Origin of the sequence: Ornithinimicrobium sufpigmenti, from assembly GCF_004322775.1 — a bacterium.
Taxonomy (GTDB): Bacteria; Actinomycetota; Actinomycetes; order Actinomycetales; family Dermatophilaceae; genus Ornithinicoccus; species Ornithinicoccus sufpigmenti.
The window spans coordinates 3,407,107-3,424,002 of the sequence record NZ_CP036403.1; the positions used below are offsets into that span (position 1 = coordinate 3,407,107).

Consider the following 16,896-nt stretch of genomic DNA (forward strand, 5'->3'; position numbering starts at 1 on the left):
CCGTGACCCCCTTCGCTGCGGGTCTCCTGGGTGCCGTCCTGGGAGCCCTTGTGACCGGCCTGGTGTGGTGGCTGTCCCACCGCCTCGGTTCTACGGTCATGTCCGAGGCCGTGACGGAGGCGGACGACCCCGACCCCGGGTCCCGCGTGCCCGAGGGGGTCCAGGACGTGCTCACCGTGCTGCGGTCCGGCGGGGTGGTCCTGGACGCGGAAGGGCGGGTGCAGACCGCCAGCGCCAATGCCCTGGCGTACGGCCTGGTCCGCCGCGACCGGCTGGCGCACGAGCAGCTGCGCCGGCTCGCGGCGCAGACCCTGCGCGACCGCGCGATCCGTGAGGCGGAGTTCGAGCTGCCGCTCAGCCCGATCGCGGGAGGGCGCATCCTGCTCGCCGTCCGGGTCGCCCCCCTGGCCCAGGAGCATGTCCTGCTCCTGGTCGAGGACCGTACCCAGGCACGGCGGGTCGAGGAGGTCCGCCGCGACTTCGTGGTCAACGTCAGCCACGAGCTCAAGACCCCCGTCGGCGGCCTGCAGCTGCTGGCCGAGGCCGTGCAGGACGCCGCGGACGACCCGAAGGCCGTGGCCAGGTTCGCCGCCCGGATGACCACCGAGACCGAGCGGCTGACCCGCCTGGTCAGCGAGATCATCGACCTCTCCCGCCTGCAGACCACCGACCCGCTGGCGGACATGGTCATCGTCGACGTGGCCGCCTGCGCCGCCGAGGCGGTCGAGCACACCCGGCTGGTGGCCGGCCTGCGCGAGGTGGTCGCCACCCCCACCGGCCACCCGTCCCAGCTACGGATCTACGGCGACCCGGAGCTGGTCACCACCGCCATCCGCAACCTCGTCACCAACGCCATCAACTACTCCGAGGACGGCACGAAGGTCGGCGTGGTGACCCGGCGCGTGAACGACGTGGTGGAGGTCTCGGTCTCCGACCAGGGACGGGGCATCTCCGCGGAGGACCAGGAACGCGTCTTCGAGCGCTTCTACCGGGTCGACGCCGCCCGCTCCCGCCTCACCGGCGGGACCGGGCTGGGCCTGTCCATCGTCAAGCACATCTGCGCCAACCACGGCGGGGAGGTCACGGTCTGGAGCCAGGAGGGCCAGGGCTCGACCTTCACCCTCCGCCTGCCTGCGGTCACCGACGACGACCGACCGGTCGGCTCCCCCGCCGACCGGGGCCGGCACCTGACCCTCGCCCCCGACGTCTCCACCGAACCCCTGACGCTGCACGACAGCCTGCCCGAGAGGTGAGCCCATGACCCGCATCCTGGTCGTCGAGGACGAGGAGTCCTTCTCCGACCCGTTGTCCTACCTGCTCGAGAAGGAGGGGTATGACGTCGCCGTCACCGGTACCGGGCCGGACGCGCTCGCCGAGTTCGACCGCAACGGCGCCGACCTGGTCCTGCTGGACCTGATGCTGCCCGGCCTGTCGGGCGTCGACGTGTGCCGCGCCCTGCGTCAGCGCTCCAACGTCCCGGTGATCATGCTGACCGCCAAGGACTCCGAGGTCGACAAGGTGGTGGGGCTGGAGATCGGCGCGGACGACTACGTCACCAAGCCGTACTCCGGGCGCGAGCTGCTGGCCCGGATCAAGGCGGTGCTGCGCCGGCTGGCCGAGCCCGAGGAGCTGCTGCCCTCCACGATCGAGTCCGGGCCGGTGCGCATGGACGTCGAACGGCATACCGTCCAGGTGGACGGCGAGCCGGTCACCCTGCCGCTGAAGGAGTTCGAGCTGCTGGAGATGCTGCTGCGCAACACCGGCCGGGTGCTCACCCGCGGCCAGCTCATCGACCGTGTCTGGGGCAGCGACTACGTCGGCGACACCAAGACCCTGGACGTGCACATCAAGCGGCTGCGCGCCAAGGTCGAGCCGCACCCGTCCAAGCCGCAGCACATCATCACCGTGCGCGGCCTGGGGTACAAGTTCGAAGCAGGGAGCTGAACCGCCTACTTCTTGCCCTGGTTGGCCACCTGCTGGATCGCCTCGGCGGCGGCCTCGGGGTCGAGGTAGCGACCGCCGCGCGCGACGGGGCGCAGGTCGGCGTCGAGCTCGTAGAGCAGCGGGATGCCGGTGGGGATGTTCAGTCCGACGATGTCCTCGTCGCTGACGTCGTCCAGGTGCTTGACCAGGGCCCGCAGGCTGTTGCCGTGGGCGGTGACCAGCACCGTGCGGCCCGCCTTGAGGTCGGCCACGATCTCGCCGTCCCAGTAGGGCAGCATGCGGGCGATGACGTCCTTGAGGCACTCGGTGCGGGGCAGGTCCTCGCCGAGGTCGGCGTAGCGGGGGTCGCCCGCCTCGGAGTACTCGTTGTCGTCCTCGATCGGCGGCGGCGGGGTGTCGAAGGAGCGGCGCCACAGCATGAACTGCTCCTCGCCGTACTTGTCCCGCGTCTCGGCCTTGTCCAGACCCTGCAGGGCGCCGTAGTGCCGCTCGTTGAGCCGCCAGGAGCGCCGGACGGGGATCCAGTGCCGGTCCGCCACGTCCAGCGCGGTGTTCGCGGTGGTGATCGCGCGCCGCAGCAGGGAGGTGTGCAGCACGTCCGGGGCCAGGCCCTCCTGCGTCAGCAGCTCGCCGGCCCGCCGGGCCTCGGCGTGGCCCCGCTCGGTGAGGTCGACGTCGACCCATCCGGTGAACAGGTTCTTCTGGTTCCACTCGCTCTCGCCGTGGCGGAGCAGGATGAGGGTGTAGGCAGCCGTGCTCATGGCTGCACACTATCGGGTGGCCTGGCCGGCGCCGGTCCCCTCCAGCTCGGCCCGGAAGGCCTCGAGGTTGGCGGTGGACTCGCCCCGGTCGACCCGCCAGGCCCACTCGCGCCGGATCGAGGTCCAGAAGCCCAGGCGCAGCAGGTCGTTGAACGGCTCGTCGCAGGCCGTGAGCACTCCACCGAGCAGCTCGTCGAGGCTCTCCTCGTCCAGCCCCGCCAACGGGACGCGCCCGGTGAGGTAGACGTCGCCGCTGGCGTCGACGGCATACCCCAGCCCTGGCAGCCGCAGGGCCCGCCGCAGCAGGTAGCGGTAGAACGCCTCGTGGTTCTCGTCCGGGTTGCGGATGACGAAGGCGCGCAGCTCCAGCGCCCGCTCCCCCAGCAGCAGCGAGACCACCGTGCGCAGCTTGCGCTCCCCCGGCAGCGTCGCCACCGTCTCCCGCTTCCGCGCGCCCTGCTCCCAGGGCACCTCGAGCGCGTCCAGGTGCTCGCGCAGTCGGGTCAGGTATGCGGTGTCTGTGCTCATCGGCCTGCTCATCGGTCTGCTCATCGGCGCTCCTCGGTCGGGGTGGGTGGGAGGTGAGGATGCTGCCGGGCGGTGCGGTAGGCGTCGAGCAGCCCGTCGACGGTGCGGTCCCAGGAGAACTGCGCTGCGTGCGCGACCGCCCGGGCCGACCAGGCCACCCGTTCCGCCTGCAGCCGGGCCAGCGCGGCAGACAGGGCGTCGGCCCAGTCGTGGGGGTCGTGCCCGTCCACGAGCACCCCGACCTCGCCCACCGCGTGCGGCAGACCGCCGACGCGGGCGGCGACCACGGGTGTGCCGCTGGCCAGCGCCTCGACCGCGACCAGGCCGAAAGACTCGTGGTGGGAGGGGACGGCGAGCAGGTCGGCGGCGCGGTACCAGCGGGCCAGCTGGGCGCGCGGCAGGGTCTCGCCGAAGCGCACCACGCCGCCCAGCCCCTCCTCGTCGACGATGGCGGCCAGCGCCCCGGGACGGGCCAGTCCAGAGCCGGACGGGCCGCCCAGGACGGCGACCAGCAGCCGGTCGCGCAGCTGGGGGTCACGCCGGAGCAGCTCTCCGGCGGCTCGCAGCAGCACATCGGGGGCCTTGAGCGGCTGGATCCGGCCGACGAAGAGCAGGATGAGCGCCTCGGCCGGCAGGCCGAGCTCGGCCCGGGCCAGCTGCTGCGGGCCGGGCCGGAAGGTCTGCAGGTCCACGCCAGGGGCGACGATCCGGACGCGCCCAGCCTCGGCGGCGTGCAGGGTCACCAAGGAGTCCTGCTCGTCGGCGGTGTTGACGACGAGCAGGTCGGCGCGCGCGACCAGCTCGTCCTCCCCGCGGACCCGCACCGCGGGCTCGGGGCGCTCCCCCTGCGCCAGCCGTTGGTTCTTCACCCTGGCCACGGTGTGCATCGTGTGGACCAGTGGCGCGGGCTTCCCGTCGGCGAGCATCTCCCCCGCGCGCAGGGCAGCCACCCCCGAGAGCCAGTAGTGGCTGTGCACCACGCCATCCTCGGCCGCGGCCCTGGTCACGAACGGGGCGAGCTCCTGCGCGAAGGCGTCGACGTGCGCGGGCAGCTCCTCCTTCGGCACCGGCGCGCGTGGGCCGGCCGCCAGGTGGTGGACCTCCACCCCGGGGGCGGGTCGGACCGTGCCGACCTCCTCGGGCGTGGTGGCGCGGGTGGCGACGTCCACGGACACACCGCGGCGCGCCAGGTGCAGGGCGGTCTGCAGGACGTAGACGTTGAGCCCACCGGCGTCCCCCGTCCCGGGCGTCAGCAACGGCGAGGTGTGCAGCGAGACCATCAGCACCCTCGCCGGAGGGCCGGCACGGTCGTCGGCGCTGCGCATCCGGTCAGTCTGGCACGGTGGCGGGGCCGCCCGGCAGGGCCGGCACCGCATACCGGCCCTCCTATCCTGGGTGTCGTGCCCCGCCCCGCGCCGCGCCGCCGTGCCGTCTCCAGGACCGCCCCGGTCGGTGAGATCACCCGTGGCACCACCAACCCCAACCGGCTGCGGCGCGTGGACCGGTGGATCGCCGCGTTCCTGCGCGAGGAGCTGCGGGCCCCGGCCGAGCCACCCGTGGTCGTGGACCTGGGCTACGGCGCCTCGCCCGTGACCGTGCTCGAGCTGGCGCAGCGGCTGCGGGCGGTGCGCGAGGACGTCCGCGTGGTCGGGGTCGAGATCGACCCCGACCGGGTGGCCCGAGGGCTGCCCCACGCCGACCCGCCTCGCGTGGACTTCGTGCTCGGGGGGTTCGAGGTGCCGGTGCCCCCCACCAGCGGTGGTGCGCCCACGGTGGTGCGCGCCTTCAACGTGCTGCGGCAGTATGCCGAGGATGACGTGCCCCCGGCCTGGGCCCGGGTCGTGGCGCGGCTCGCGCCCGGTGGCGCGCTGGTCGAGGGCACCTGCGACGAGCCCGGGCGGCTGGCGACGTGGGTCGACGTGCGCCGGGGGCCGGACGCCGCACCGGTGCCGCGCTCGCTCACCCTGGCCTGGCGGCTGGCCGGACTGGAGACGCTCTCCGTGGTGGCCGAACGGCTGCCCAAGGTGCTCATCCACCGCAACGTGCCCGGCGAGGGGGTGCACGACCTGATGCGCGCGCTGGACGCCGCCTGGGCCCGCAACGCCCCGCTCGCCTCCTACGGTGCCCGTCAGCGCTTCGTCGCGACGGCGCGCGACCTGACCGGGGCGGGCTGGCCGGTGCGGGGCGGTCCGGGGCGGTGGCGGCTCGGTGAGCTGACCGTCGACTGGGCCGCGGTGGCGCCTCGCCACCTGGCCTGACGTGGGCGTGATGTGCGCCTGACCTCCGGCGCGGTTCCCGAGAGACATCCAGGGTCGGCACGTACGCTGGTGGGATGTCGCCGGTCCTGATCTCCGCCCAGAACACCGTGACGCTCGTGCTGGGCGTCGCTGCCTTCGCGCTGATGGCGTGGGCGCTGGTCGACTGCCTGCGGGTGCGCGCCGACGCCTTCCCGGCGGCCGGCAAGCGCAGCAAGCAGTTCTGGCTGCTGCTCACCGGGGTGGCGACAGCGGTCGGTTTCATCTCGATCTTCGGGCCGCTGAACATCTTCAACCTCGCGGCCGTCATCGCGGCGGCGGTCTACCACACCGACGTCAAGCCCGCCGTGCGCGCGGTGCAGGGCCGCGGCGGGGGGAGCCACATGGGCCCGTACGGGCCCTGGTGAGCCGGCCGGCCGACGCGTGCGCCGGTCCGCACGGGTGGGAAAGCAGTGAGGACGCCACGCTCCGACAAGACCGTCCCCGGATGGCATAGTGGAGCGCGCAGCGCCCCCGCGCAGCCGTGACCAGCGCAAACCTGCACTGATCGCGCCCGTCATCAGCGACACGAGCAGCCAAGGGAGGACCATGGCGACGAACACGGAGCCGGTGGTGGAGCAGGACCGCCGTCAGCAACCCGTCGTCGTGGAGCGTCCCTGGGGTCGGTTCGAGCAGTTCTGCCTCAACGAGCCGACCACCGTCAAGGTGATCACCATCGCCCCCGGCCAGCGACTGTCCCTGCAGCGCCACGAGCAGCGGGCAGAGCTGTGGCAGGCACTCGACGAAGGCGTGCAGGCGACGGTCGACGGGTACTCGTGGACGATGCGCAAGGGCGAGGTGGCCTGGGTGCCCCTGGGAGCCCCCCACCGGTTGACCAACCTGGGCACCTCGGACGTGCGGGTCCTGGAGCTGGCGTTCGGCGACTTCGACGAGGAGGACATCGAGCGCCTGCAGGACGACTACCTCAGGGCCTAGGCCGAGCGGGTAGCCGGTCGCAGACGGAGGTCGGGCCGGTCAGGTCACGTGCCGGGGTTCATGGGCCGGCGTTCAGGTGTCGACGATCAGGTGTCGACGAGCAAGGTGAACGGCCCGTCGTTGACGAGCTCCACCTGCATCATCGCGCCGAACACCCCGGTCGCGACCTCGATCCCACGGTTGCGCAGGTCGGCGACGACCGCGTCGACCAGCGGCTCGGCCACGTCGCCGGGGGCGGCCGCGGTCCAGGACGGCCGGCGGCCCTTGCGGGTGCTGCCGTAGAGGGTGAACTGGCTGACGACGAGCACCGCGGCCCCCGCCTCGGCGACCGACCGCTCCTCGGGCAGGATGCGCAGCTCGGCGATCTTGCGGGCCATCGTCGCCACGTCGCCCGGGCCGTCGTCGTGGGTGGCTGCCACCAGCGCCAGCAGGCCGGGGCGGTCGATGGCCCCGACGACCTCGCCGTCGACGCTCACGCTGGCCCGGGTGACGCGCTGCAGGACCGCCCTCACCCGGCGCCCCTCGACGGCATACCGGGCCCGTCCGCCTGAGGGGTTGCCCGGGTGGCGGTGCCCAGACCGGGCACGACGGCGCGGACGGCGCCGACCGGCTGGCCGTGCCCGCGGACGACGGCCCGGGCGTCGAGACGGTTCAGCGCCTCCGTCACGCTCGGAGCCAGGCGCTGGACACCGGCCGCGCGCAGGACCGCCGTGGTGACGACCACCCTGGCCCGTTCCGCGCCGTCGGTGATCTTGACCGCCAGTCCACGGCCGTCGGCGAGCCCTACGGCATAGACCGACTCCGCGCCGTCCTTGGCGATCAGACCGGGCACGACCTCGATGAGCTCGGTGACGTCGCGGCCGGTGCCGCCCAGCCACGCCGGGTGCGCGCCGATCGCGGCGGCGACCCGGCCCTCGGGGGTGCCGGGCCCCGCAGCGGCGAGGGCGCCGAAGGCGCGGGCCAGCCCGGCCGTGGAGACGGCGAGCGCGGGGGCACCGCAGCCGTCGACGGTGAACGCGCTCACCCGGTCCCCGGTCAGCTCCTCGACGACCTCGACGATGAGGCGCTGCAGCGGGTGCTCGGCAGCCAGGTAGGTCGTGGTGTCCCAGCCGGCGGCGCGGCAGGCGGCCAGCATGCCGGCGTGCTTGCCGGAGCAGTTCTGGGCCAGGCTGGAGTCGGGCAGGCCCTCACGCACCCACCGCTCCCGCTCGTCGTCGTCGAGGGGACGGCTCGGGGTGTTCTGGAGCGCGGACTCGTCTAGCCCGACGGAGGCGAGGATCCGACGCGCGCCCTCCAGGTGGAAGGGCTCCCCCGAGTGGCTGGCGCAGGCCAGGGCGAGCAGCTCGTCACCCAGCTCGGCACCGGCGCGCAGCATCGCGACCGCCTGGAGCGGCTTGAGCGAGGAGCGGGGCAGCACCGGCACGTCGACCGGGCCGACCGCGAGCGAGGTGCTGCCGTCGGCCGCGGTCAGCGCCACCACGCCGTGGTGGACCGACTCCACGAACCCGTTCCGGACCACCTCGGCGACCACGGGCGCCTGCGCCAGCGGCGACATCGTCTGCTCGCTCATCGGGCCCGCCGGTCCTTGACCCCGAGCAACGCGCGCACGTCCTGCGTCGCCATCGGTGGGCGCTGCATGGTCGTGGCCAGGCCGGCCGCCCGCTCCACGAGCTCGGCGTTGTGCTGCACCTGCTGCCCGCGGGCATACATGAGGTTGTCCTCCATCCCGACCCGCAGGTGGCCGCCCATCGCCAGCGCGGCCGCCGCGACCGGCAGGTGCGCGCGCCCGATCCCGGTGGCCGACCAGCTGGTGACCTCCTCCGGCAGGGCCTGCACCCCGGCCACGAGCGCAGGGACGGTGCCGGGCATGCCGCCGGGCACGCCGGTGACGAAGTCGACGTGCACCTTGCCGCCGTAGGGCAGCCCGTGCTGGTCGATGAGCCGACGCAGGGCAGCCACGTGGCCGAGGTCGAAGAGCTCGAACTCGGGCACGACCTCCCGCTCCTGGGCCTGGACGTAGAGGTCGCTCATGAAGGGGTAGGGGTTGAGGAAGACGTCATCGCCGAAGTTCACCGTCCCGCAGGTGAGGGAGCAGGAGTCGGGCTCGGCGTCGAGGACGGTGAGCCGCGACTCCAGCGGGTCGTGGACCGAGCCTCCGGTGGAGAGCTGGACGACCAGGTCGGTCGCCTCGCGCAGGGCCTGGACCGTGTCCTTCAGGCGCACCGGGTCGAGCGTGGGCGTGTGGCCCGCCTCCGGGTCCCGCACGTGCACGTGGATCAGGCCCGCGCCGGCCTCCTGGCAGCGGCGGGCCGTCTCGACCAGCTCCTCCAGCGTCGTGGGCAGCTGGGGGGCGTCGGCCTTGGCCGTCTCGGCGCCCGTGGGCGCGACTTTGATCAGCGTCGATGCGGACATGGGCCGCATCCTGCCAGCCCGCGCCGCAGCCCGCCGCACCCAGGGTGGGGACGGCTGGTCTCAGGCGCGGGGTATGCGGGGGCGCTGGGCGGGTCGCTCGGTCCTGACCGGCACGATCGGCGTCTGGGCGGCCGAGACGTCACCGGCGAGCAGCACGGCGGACGGGTCGGTCGTGAACTTCACCAGGGCGAGGGCGACGGGGCCGTCGTCGGCGTGCCTGGCCACGCTGGTCAGCTGACCCACCGGGCGCCCACCCTCCACCTGCGTGAGCTCCGTGCCGGGCCCGGGGCTGATGTGCTCGGAGCCGTCGAGGTGCAGGAAGACCAGGCGGCGGGGCGGCCGGCCGAGGTTGTGCACCCGGGCGACGGTCTCCTGACCCCGGTAGCAGCCCTTCTGCAGGTGGACCGCGCTGCGCAGCCAGTCCAGCTCGTGCGGGATCGTCCGGTGGTCGGTGTCGACGCCGGCCCGGGGCCGCCAGGCCGCGACCCGCAGCGCCTCCAGCGCCCAGGTGCCGGCGGGTGACCGGTCACCGACGGCCGCGGACAGCTCTTCCCGGGGCACGATGAGCTCCCGCCAGGCCCAGCCGGCGCCGGGGTGTTCCGTCCCCTCGGGCCCGTAGCAGAAGGTGGTGCCGACGGGGCCCGGCCAGGGGTCCACCCAGGCCAGCGGCTCCCCCTCGGCCGAGGGGCGGCCGACGGGCTCGCCGAGCACGGCATACTCACCGGAGACGTCGGCCACCTCGACCCGCAGCATGAACCGCATCGAGTCAAGCCAGCCGCTCACCGCCTCGGCCGCCCCCGGCTCGGTGGTCAACCACGTCGTGGTGCCGTCGTCGACGACGTGCAGCGCGTGCTCCACGTGCCCCTTGGGCGAGAGGATCAGCGTCTCCGCCCCGACCCGGGGCGGCAGGTCGGTGAGGTGCTGGCTGGTCAGCGAGTGCAGCCAGCTCAGCCGGTCGGGACCGGTCACGGTGACCACGCCCCGGTGGGAGAGGTCGACGACGGCCAGCCCCTCCTGCAGCAGGCGCTGCTCGCGGTGCGGGTTGCCGTAGTGGGCCGGGACACCGGCGTCGATCCCGGAGCCGTCGACGGCCCCGGGGCGGTCCAGCAGGGTGCTCATGGCGTCCTCTCTCGTGGTGTGCGCAGGCATGCTGCGCAGCCTCACCCCACGGTAGCCCGCGTGCAGGGAACGCCCACCATCCGACCGTAGAATCGACGGTTATGGCGTACGAGGACCAGGACAGCCGCAGCGACCGGCCTACCGACCGGCATCCCGACCGGCAGGGTGAGACCCGTCGTCGGCGACCGCTGCGGACCCTGGTGGTCGGCGTCGCCGTCGTGGCTCTGCTCGGCGTCGCCAGCCTGGTCGGCTTCGCGTTCTACTTGCAGCGCACCGTGGAGAACAACATCGTCCACGAGGACCTCCGGGCCGATGACAACTCGCAGATCACCCTCTCCCCCGACCAGTTCGGTGGGCACCGGCCGGGCGACCAGGACGCCCCCGAGGACGGCGAGGACGGGGACGAGGTGGAGGAGGACGAGGAGGGACTCCCGCCCATCGTCGGCGAGGACGGCGAGGCGATCACCGTCGACGGCGGCAGCACCGTCGCGGCGACCAACCCGCCCCGGCCCGAGTCGGCCGGCGATGCCCTGAACTTCCTCATCATCGGCACCGACAGCCGCGACCTGGCCGTCGACCGCGGCCGCTCCGACGTCATCATGCTGGCTCACGTCAACGACGACCGGACCCGCGTGGACCTGGTCCACTTCCCCCGCGACCTCTTCGTGCCGATCGCCGGCACCGGTGGCTCCTCCAAGATCAACGCCGCCTACGCCTACGGCGGGGCGCCGCTGCTCGTCCAGACCGTGCAGCCGCTCGTCGGCGTTCCGGTCGACCACGTCGCGATCACCGACTTCGAGAGCTTCAAGGCGATGACCGACGCGATCGGCGGGGTGCAGGTGCAGGTCACCGAGGCGGGTGGCGGCTTCGACGTCGGCAGCCACTGGATGAACGGTGAGGAGGGCCTGCGCTTCGTCCGCGAGCGCTACAGCCTGTCCCAGGGTGACATCTCCCGCGGGGAGCGGCAGATGCAGTTCGTCCGGGGGGTGATGAACAAGGCCCTGTCCCGCGAGACTCTGACCAACCCGAGCCGGCTGGCCGGGTTCGTCGACGCGGCCACCAGCAACCTCACCGTGGACGCGGACCTGCAGGTGAGTGACATGCGCGACCTGGCCTTCGCGATGCGCAACGTGCGCGGCGGCGACATCCACTTCTGGACCGCGCCGTGGAACGGCATCGACATGCACCCGGTGGCGGGCTCGATCGTGCGGGTGGCTCCCGAGCAGATGCAGTCGCTGGCCCAGCACCTGCAGAACGACACGATGGAGTCCTACACCGACAACGTCTCGCCACGGGTGGGTTTCGGCGGCTGAGGCGGGGACCCGACCGTCTCAGGCCCCCCGCGGCTGCGCACGGTCGGTGTGGACGAGGTTGGCCACCGCGACGCCGGCGACCGCCTGTGTCTCCATGGTGGAGACGGCATACTCCATCGCGCCCGTGTAGTACAGGCCGTCGCCAGCCTGAAGCCCGGGCTGGGCGCTCCGGCCGGGAGGCAGGGGTAGGCAGACCACGTCATCCTCGTGACCTTCGTCGCCGTGAAGAACCGGCCCACGAGGCTGTCGGTCAGCGGCTCGGTCGAGAAGACCTTGTAGAGCTCGCGCCCCTCGGCGTCGCCAGGGGCCACGCGTTCGATCGACATCAGGCTTCCCGCGGCGGCGGTGGTGAGGACGAAGCCGGGTGCGGTACCGGCGCTGGTGAGCGAGGGTGCCGAGAGCTCCCCGGAGACGAAGCTGACGTGCAACCTCACGAACTCCCGCGGCGGCGGTGCGGACACCTCGGCCAGCTGGATCCCGCTGCCCTCCAGCGGCGCGGCGATCACGACCGCGTCGGCCTCCAGCGGCGCGAAACCCTGGCCGGTGACCTGCCACGAGGGACCCTTCGGTATGACGCGTTCCACCGTCGCCGCCAGGTGCAGCTGGGCTCCGGCCCGGGCCAGCAGCCCCTCGCTCACCGCGGCGTTGCCCTCGGCGAGCCGGTACAAGGAGCCACCACCCAGGCCGGCTCCCGCGAGGGACACCGCGTTGACCAGGGCGTTGAGGCGCGTCGTCTCCTGTGCGTAGTTGTTGCGGGCGACGCCGTCGGCGAACTCTGTGCGGAAGCGCCCACGGCCGGTGACCTCGTCGGCCGGCTGGCGCAGCAGGTGGTCCAGGCCCAGGGTGGCCCACAGCTGGTCCGGGCTCCCCCATGCCTCACCCGCCTCGAGCCGGGGGTAGACCTGCCCGAGCTGGCGGACCAGCTGCCGGACCCCGCGGCCGCCGGCGAGCAACCCCCCGCGGTAGCGCGCCAGGAGACGCAGGCCGTCTCCTCGCCCCGTCGTGCGGAACACCAGACCGGTGCCGTCCCAGATGCCTAGCGTGCCCGTGCCGCCGGCGTCCACGACAGCCAGGCCCAGCTCCTCCGCCGCGCCGACGAGGAGGCGGTTGGCCGAGTGGAACACCGAGGCTCCCGTCTCGACCGGCACCCCGTGCACCGTCCGGCGCCACGCCCGGCCGCCGGCGCGTTCCTCGCGGTCCAGGACGACCAGCGACAGTCCCTCGCCGAACCACCGGCGCAGCGCGCGGGCCGCGAAGGCGCCGGACATCCCGGCCCCCACCACGACTGCTCTCATGTCTGCCTCCCGTGACTCGCAGTGGCCACCGGTGACGGCCAGTCCTGACGGCGAGGTCGAAGACGCGGTGGGGCCGGGCCTGACGGGTCAGACGCGGCGGAGCTCGGCGGAGAGGTGGGACTGCATGGGATGCCCGGTGGCGGCCATGTCCATCACCCACATCATGTTGCCCTTGACGTAGCCGTAGAGCCGGGTCGCGGCGTTGTACTCCTTGGCGTGCGGGCTGCGGATCACCCCGTCGGTCTGCAGCTCCACCTTGGCCGGGCTGGTCCGGCCGTAGTACATCTCCACGATGCCGGTCGGGTGAGCCAGCAGCAGCTCGACCTCGCCGTTGGGCTGGGGCCGCCAGAAGCCGGTCTCGACCGCGGCCGGCCGCTCCTTGTTGCCCTGCGCGTCCAGGATCCAGGCCCGGGACGTCCACATGAGGAACGGACGCCCGTCGTGGGTGACGTCGATCTCCTGGCCGAAGTTGCGCGACTCGATCGAGGGGTAGCCGAGCACGCCCGCACCGGCCCAGGAGCCGAGCATCCAGGCCAGGGGGGCGCAGTCGGGGTGCATGGTGGGGTCGATCTCGATAGGCACCGCCCCATCGTAGGGCCACGGGCGGCGACTCAGCCGGGCAGCGCTCCCGGCACGAAGGTCACGGCCACCAGGTAGGGGACGAGCCCGACAGCCAGCACCGAGGCGATCGCCGCCACCAGGCGCGGGCGGGGGTGGGCCATCGTGGGCAGCGGCCCCAGCACCGCCCGGGCGGCATGGCTGAGGGCCGCACTGGCCACGCCGACCAGGACCCACACCAGCACGGGGGCGTCCAGGAGCCACGCGGCGGCGGACGCCGCCCCGGCCCCGGCCAGGAGCGCCACCGGCGTCAGCCACGGGCGGGCGGCAGGGACCGTGCCGAGCAGGTCGGTCACGGCCGAGGCGGCCGCCGCGGCCAGGGCGCCCACCACCAGCGCGATCCCCAGGTCCGTGCGGCTGGCCGGAACGAGCAGCACGCCGGTGCCGACGACGGCGAGCGCGAGCACTACGGCGCTGACCGACTCGACCACCCGCGGACGGCCGTCCCGTCGAAGCAGCTGGTGCAGGAAGGCGGCGATCATGGACAGCGCCGCCGCGGCCGGGACCCAGCCCAGCCACGGGGCGGCGTCGCGGGCGACCACCGCGGCCAGGAGCGAGAGCCCGCCCACCGCGAGCACCCCGAAGGTCCCCCTCGGCGTGGGCAGCGCCAGCGCCCCTGCCCAGCCCCACGCGATGACACCGGCGCAGGCCGCCAGACCCACCGCGAGCAGCTCGGGGGACGCCGCCGCCGCGACCCCCAGCATCACGGCCACGACCAGCACCTCCAGCGTCAGCTGGAGCTGATGACGGGCGGTGTGCGGCATACCTCCATCTTGCCCCACCGGCCCCGGCCGGGTGTCTGTCACACTTTCGACGTGGCCGACCTGGTCCTCCTCACCCCGCGCGCGGCCGACAACGCCTCGGCGTTCGAGGTGCTGCCCGGGCTCGCCCTGCTGCCGCACCGGGTCAGCGTCCTGGGACCCGACCCAGCCCTCCTCCTCTCGCGTCCTGGCTGCCAGCTGGTCCTCGTCGACGCCCTGCACGACCTGGTCCAGGGCCGCTCCACCTTGCGCACCCTGGCCGCCATGGGGCTGGACCTGCCGGTGGTCGCGGTGGTGGGCGAGGGTGCGCTGGCCGTGGTCGACGAGCAGTGGCCGATGGACGACCTGGTCCTCGTCGGCGCCGCGCCGGCCGAGGTCGCCGCCCGCCTGCGGCTCGCCCTGGCCCGCGGGGCGCGGGCGGGCGCTCCCCCACCTGCCGACCAGCCGGAGGTCGAGGAACCGGAGACGATCCGGGTGGCCGACATCGTCGTCGACGAGGCCAGCTGGACCGTACGGGCCGGGGGCCGGGTGCTGGACCTGACGTTCAAGGAGTTCGAGCTGCTGCGCTATCTGGTCAGCCACCCGGGCCGCGTGCTGACCCGCCACCAGCTCCTGCAGCACGTGTGGGGATCGGACTACTACGGCGGCACCCGCACGGTGGACGTGCACGTCCGCAGGCTGCGGGCCAAGCTCGGACCGGAGCGCGAGACCCTCATCGGCACCATCCGCGGCGTGGGCTACCGGTTCAGTGGGCCACGCGGCGCGCAGCGCTGACCTGCATGTCAGACTGACACCATGCCCGGCCCCCGCATCGTCGTCGAAGAGTTGTCCGCGCTCCCCGGGAACCTGTCCGGGAACGTGCTTGCCCTCGCTGTGCGAGCCACCCACCACGACGGGGTCCGGCCGCTGTCCGAACAGACGGTGCTGCAGGCCCAACGGCTGCCCGAGGACCACGACCGGTCCCCCAGCGGGGTGCACCTGCTCGTGGTCCGGTTCGATCCCCGCTCCGGTGGCACGCCGCTCGAGCCGGGCCCCGGCGAGAGCCCGGTCGTGCTCGGCTACGGCTACGTCGACCTCGGTGACCCGGAGTCGCCGTCCGCGGAGCTGGTGATCGACCCGGAGCACCGGAGGCAGGGGCTCGGTGGTGCGCTGCTGGACCACGTCCTGCAGCGCTGGCCGCATGCGCGCCTGTGGTCCCACGGCGACCTGCAGGACGCCCGCCGTCTCTACACCTCGCGCCAGCTCTCCGTGGTCCGCGAGCTGTGGCAGATGTCCCGCCCGCTGACCGGCGAGTGGTCCGACCTGCCCGAGCACGTCGAGCTGCCGGAGGGCTTCGCCGTCCGGCCCTTCCAGGTCGGTACGGACGAGGGGACCTGGCTGGGGGTCAACGCCCGGGCCTTCGCCGACCACGCCGAGCAGGGCCGGATGACCGAGGCCGACCTGGCCGACCGGCAGCGCGAGCCGTGGTTCGACCCCCACGGCTTCCTCATCATCGAGGACACCACCGCGCCCGAGCCCGACGGACGGCCCCGCATCGCCGCCTTCCACTGGACCAAGGTCGAGCCCGAGGACCCTTCCACCGGGGAGGTCTACGTGGTCGGGGTGGACCCTGACTACCAGGGCCGTGGGCTGGGCAAGGCGGCCACGCTCCTCGGTCTGCACCACCTGCGTGCCCGGGGCGTGCGGACCGCGACCCTCTTCGTGGACGGGGACAACCCGGCCGCGATCGCGACCTACCACCGGCTGGGCTTCGAGCGCTCGGCGGTGGACGTGATGTATGCCGCGGGCACCTCGGAGCGCACCGGGGCCGAGGGTGCCGAGGGTGCCGAGGGTGCCGACGGGGTGACGAACACCACGGAGGCCATGGAGGGGTGAGCCCGCGGGGGGAGGTGCGTGCGGCCGGGGTGGTGCCCGTGCGGCTGCGCGCGGGCACCCTGCGGGTGGCGGTGGTGCACCGGCCCAAGTACGACGACTGGTCCTGGCCCAAGGGCAAGCTCGACCATGGCGAGGACTTCGTGTCCGCGGCCGTGCGGGAGACGCGGGAGGAGACCGGCCTGCGGGTCCGTCTCGTGGCACCCCTGCCGCAGGTGCGCTACACCCTGCGCGGCGGGGACACCAAGGCGGTCTCCTACTGGACCGGGCAGGTGGCCGGGGGCAAGGGCCAGCTGCAGCACGAGGTCGACCGGGTGGAGTGGCTCACGCCGGACCAAGCGGGCTCACGGCTGACCTACGAGCACGACCGCCAGCTGCTCGGGCACGTGGTCGAACGGCACGCGGCCGGACTGCTGGACGCGTGGACCCTGCTCGTCGTCCGCCACGCGCACGCACTGTCGCGGGACGACTGGTCCGGGCCGGACGAGAAGCGACCGCTGAGCCGGTCCGGCGTGCGCCGGGCGCAGGGTCGCATGGCCGCCGTGCTGGCCGCCTACGCGCCCCAGCTGGTGCTCTCCAGCCCCGCGGTGCGCTGCACCGACAGCGTGCTGCCCTACTGCAGGGCGACCGGCGTCGAGGTGGTCACCCGCAAGGGCCTGTCCGAGGAAGGCTTCGCGGCCGACCGCAGCAAGGTCGACAAGCACCTGGACAAGGTGCTGGCCCGCGGCGAGGCCGCAGCGCTGTGCACCCACGGCCCGGTGCTGCCCACGCTGCTCACCCGGCTGGCCGACCGTTCGCACGACAAGCTCGCCAACCGTGAGCGCCGGATGCTGCGCCGGCTGCGGGACGCGGCCATGGACAAGGGCGAGATCCTGGCCTGCACGATGGTCGGCACGGGTGAGGACGCCCGCGTCGTCGCGGTCGAGCGGCACCGTCCGCGCTAGGCCCCATCCGCCGGGGGAATGGACCGAGGGAAGAAGGTGCGTGCCGGACCGGGAGCGCCTCTCGGCGCGAGGCCGCTCGAAGCGGCGTATTTTGGAGCC

19 protein-coding genes and 1 pseudogene are annotated in these 16,896 nt (G+C 73.5%); 9 read left to right on the forward strand and 11 right to left on the reverse strand.

Going from position 1 to position 16,896, the window contains the following annotated elements; all coding sequences use genetic code 11:
• The first annotated feature begins 2 nt into the window (after positions 1-2).
• Positions 3-1,253 carry a sensor histidine kinase gene (locus tag ESZ52_RS19935; protein WP_131105739.1) on the forward strand — a complete coding sequence of 417 codons (1,251 nt, stop codon included), beginning with the start codon at positions 3-5 and terminating at the stop codon, positions 1,251-1,253.
• Positions 1,254-1,257: 4 nt separating this feature from the next.
• Complete coding sequence (locus ESZ52_RS15610) at positions 1,258-1,944, forward strand: response regulator transcription factor (RefSeq protein ID WP_131105740.1); 687 nt, start codon at positions 1,258-1,260, stop codon at positions 1,942-1,944.
• Between the two features lie 5 nt (positions 1,945-1,949).
• Here the strand turns inward: ESZ52_RS15610 and ESZ52_RS15615 are convergent, their stop codons facing one another.
• Genes ESZ52_RS15615 through mshA form a run of 3 tightly spaced genes read right to left on the reverse strand, consistent with a single transcriptional unit; the run spans position 1,950 to position 4,558 of the window.
• Positions 1,950-2,705, reverse strand: coding sequence for a phosphoglyceromutase (locus tag ESZ52_RS15615; protein WP_131105741.1), 756 nt, complete (start codon positions 2,703-2,705; stop codon positions 1,950-1,952).
• Between the two features lie 9 nt (positions 2,706-2,714).
• Positions 2,715-3,257 (reverse strand): YbjN domain-containing protein, encoded by a 543-nt coding sequence (locus ESZ52_RS15620; RefSeq protein ID WP_238154653.1) that lies wholly within the window; start codon positions 3,255-3,257, stop codon positions 2,715-2,717.
• Positions 3,254-4,558, reverse strand: coding sequence for a D-inositol-3-phosphate glycosyltransferase (gene mshA, locus ESZ52_RS15625; protein ID WP_131105743.1), 1,305 nt, complete (start codon positions 4,556-4,558; stop codon positions 3,254-3,256). The genes ESZ52_RS15620 and mshA overlap by 4 nt, the downstream gene beginning before the upstream one ends.
• A 75-nt stretch (positions 4,559-4,633) precedes the next feature.
• Here mshA and ESZ52_RS15630 point away from each other — a divergent pair, with 75 nt between their 5' ends.
• The 3 genes from ESZ52_RS15630 (at position 4,634) to ESZ52_RS15640 (ending at position 6,463) form a co-directional block, all read left to right on the forward strand.
• Positions 4,634-5,491 carry a class I SAM-dependent methyltransferase gene (locus ESZ52_RS15630; RefSeq protein ID WP_131105744.1) on the forward strand — a complete coding sequence of 286 codons (858 nt, stop codon included), beginning with the start codon at positions 4,634-4,636 and terminating at the stop codon, positions 5,489-5,491.
• A gap of 74 nt (positions 5,492-5,565) precedes the next feature.
• Positions 5,566-5,895 (forward strand): DUF2516 family protein, encoded by a 330-nt coding sequence (locus ESZ52_RS15635; protein ID WP_131105745.1) that lies wholly within the window; start codon positions 5,566-5,568, stop codon positions 5,893-5,895.
• A gap of 181 nt (positions 5,896-6,076) precedes the next feature.
• On the forward strand, positions 6,077-6,463 hold the full coding sequence (locus ESZ52_RS15640) for a phosphomannose isomerase type II C-terminal cupin domain (protein WP_131105746.1): 387 nt from the start codon (positions 6,077-6,079) through the stop codon (positions 6,461-6,463).
• A gap of 86 nt (positions 6,464-6,549) precedes the next feature.
• Here the strand turns inward: ESZ52_RS15640 and dtd are convergent, their stop codons facing one another.
• From dtd to ygfZ, 4 genes are read right to left on the reverse strand one after another with little or no spacing between them, the layout of a single operon-like run.
• Complete coding sequence (gene dtd / locus ESZ52_RS15645; RefSeq protein WP_131105747.1) at positions 6,550-6,975, reverse strand: D-aminoacyl-tRNA deacylase; 426 nt, start codon at positions 6,973-6,975, stop codon at positions 6,550-6,552.
• Positions 6,972-8,033, reverse strand: a complete 1,062-nt coding sequence (locus ESZ52_RS15650; RefSeq protein ID WP_131105748.1) for an asparaginase — start codon at positions 8,031-8,033, stop codon at positions 6,972-6,974. Before ESZ52_RS15650 ends, dtd begins: the two co-directional genes overlap by 4 nt.
• Complete coding sequence (locus tag ESZ52_RS15655; RefSeq protein WP_238154654.1) at positions 8,030-8,875, reverse strand: beta-keto acid cleavage family enzyme; 846 nt, start codon at positions 8,873-8,875, stop codon at positions 8,030-8,032. The genes ESZ52_RS15650 and ESZ52_RS15655 overlap by 4 nt, the downstream gene beginning before the upstream one ends.
• 60 nt (positions 8,876-8,935) lie before the next feature.
• Positions 8,936-9,994: a CAF17-like 4Fe-4S cluster assembly/insertion protein YgfZ gene (gene ygfZ, locus ESZ52_RS15660; protein WP_131105750.1), complete on the reverse strand. Its 1,059-nt coding sequence runs from the start codon at positions 9,992-9,994 to the stop codon at positions 8,936-8,938.
• Between the two features lie 101 nt (positions 9,995-10,095).
• On the opposite strand from ygfZ, the gene ESZ52_RS15665 reads away from it, so the two are divergent.
• Entirely contained in the window at positions 10,096-11,307 is a 1,212-nt protein-coding gene (locus ESZ52_RS15665; protein ID WP_181010053.1) for an LCP family protein, read from the forward strand.
• 18 nt (positions 11,308-11,325) lie between these two features.
• Here the strand turns inward: ESZ52_RS15665 and ESZ52_RS20145 are convergent, their stop codons facing one another.
• The 4 genes and pseudogenes from ESZ52_RS20145 to ESZ52_RS15680 form a co-directional block, all read right to left on the reverse strand.
• Complete coding sequence (locus ESZ52_RS20145) at positions 11,326-11,424, reverse strand: hypothetical protein (protein ID WP_425600056.1); 99 nt, start codon at positions 11,422-11,424, stop codon at positions 11,326-11,328.
• Positions 11,425-11,495: 71 nt separating this feature from the next.
• Positions 11,496-12,602 (reverse strand): annotated as a pseudogene (locus ESZ52_RS15670) (FAD-dependent oxidoreductase); the annotation flags it as partial.
• An 87-nt stretch (positions 12,603-12,689) separates the two neighbouring features.
• Complete coding sequence (locus tag ESZ52_RS15675; protein ID WP_181010054.1) at positions 12,690-13,184, reverse strand: heme-binding beta-barrel domain-containing protein; 495 nt, start codon at positions 13,182-13,184, stop codon at positions 12,690-12,692.
• 29 nt (positions 13,185-13,213) lie between these two features.
• On the reverse strand, positions 13,214-13,984 hold the full coding sequence (locus ESZ52_RS15680) for a hypothetical protein (RefSeq protein ID WP_131105752.1): 771 nt from the start codon (positions 13,982-13,984) through the stop codon (positions 13,214-13,216).
• A 51-nt stretch (positions 13,985-14,035) separates the two neighbouring features.
• Here ESZ52_RS15680 and ESZ52_RS15685 point away from each other — a divergent pair, with 51 nt between their 5' ends.
• From ESZ52_RS15685 to ESZ52_RS15695, 3 genes are read left to right on the forward strand one after another with little or no spacing between them, the layout of a single operon-like run.
• On the forward strand, positions 14,036-14,755 hold the full coding sequence (locus tag ESZ52_RS15685; protein WP_238154655.1) for a winged helix-turn-helix transcriptional regulator: 720 nt from the start codon (positions 14,036-14,038) through the stop codon (positions 14,753-14,755).
• 21 nt (positions 14,756-14,776) lie between these two features.
• On the forward strand, positions 14,777-15,856 hold the full coding sequence (gene mshD, locus ESZ52_RS15690) for a mycothiol synthase (protein WP_131105754.1): 1,080 nt from the start codon (positions 14,777-14,779) through the stop codon (positions 15,854-15,856).
• A complete protein-coding gene (locus tag ESZ52_RS15695; protein ID WP_238154656.1) occupies positions 15,853-16,797 on the forward strand; it encodes an NUDIX hydrolase in 945 nt (314 codons plus the stop codon). Before mshD ends, ESZ52_RS15695 begins: the two co-directional genes overlap by 4 nt.
• Positions 16,798-16,896 lie beyond the last annotated feature (99 nt).

Bases quoted from the DNA above. Each gene is read 5' to 3' on its own strand.
- ESZ52_RS15610 (WP_131105740.1), top strand. From the start codon at position 1,258: ATGACCCGCATCCTGGTCGTCGAGGACGAGGAGTCCTTCTCCGACCCG.
- ESZ52_RS15615 (WP_131105741.1), bottom strand. From the start codon at position 2,705: ATGAGCACGGCTGCCTACACCCTCATCCTGCTCCGCCACGGCGAGAGC.
- ESZ52_RS15620 (WP_238154653.1), bottom strand. From the start codon at position 3,257: ATGAGCAGACCGATGAGCAGGCCGATGAGCACAGACACCGCATACCTG.
- mshA (WP_131105743.1), bottom strand. From the start codon at position 4,558: ATGCGCAGCGCCGACGACCGTGCCGGCCCTCCGGCGAGGGTGCTGATG.
- ESZ52_RS15635 (WP_131105745.1), top strand. From the start codon at position 5,566: ATGTCGCCGGTCCTGATCTCCGCCCAGAACACCGTGACGCTCGTGCTG.
- ESZ52_RS15640 (WP_131105746.1), top strand. From the start codon at position 6,077: ATGGCGACGAACACGGAGCCGGTGGTGGAGCAGGACCGCCGTCAGCAA.
- ESZ52_RS15650 (WP_131105748.1), bottom strand. From the start codon at position 8,033: ATGAGCGAGCAGACGATGTCGCCGCTGGCGCAGGCGCCCGTGGTCGCC.
- ESZ52_RS15655 (WP_238154654.1), bottom strand. From the start codon at position 8,875: ATGTCCGCATCGACGCTGATCAAAGTCGCGCCCACGGGCGCCGAGACG.
- ygfZ (WP_131105750.1), bottom strand. From the start codon at position 9,994: ATGAGCACCCTGCTGGACCGCCCCGGGGCCGTCGACGGCTCCGGGATC.
- ESZ52_RS15665 (WP_181010053.1), top strand. From the start codon at position 10,096: ATGGCGTACGAGGACCAGGACAGCCGCAGCGACCGGCCTACCGACCGG.
- ESZ52_RS20145 (WP_425600056.1), bottom strand. From the start codon at position 11,424: ATGGAGTATGCCGTCTCCACCATGGAGACACAGGCGGTCGCCGGCGTC.
- ESZ52_RS15680 (WP_131105752.1), bottom strand. From the start codon at position 13,984: ATGCCGCACACCGCCCGTCATCAGCTCCAGCTGACGCTGGAGGTGCTG.
- mshD (WP_131105754.1), top strand. From the start codon at position 14,777: ATGCCCGGCCCCCGCATCGTCGTCGAAGAGTTGTCCGCGCTCCCCGGG.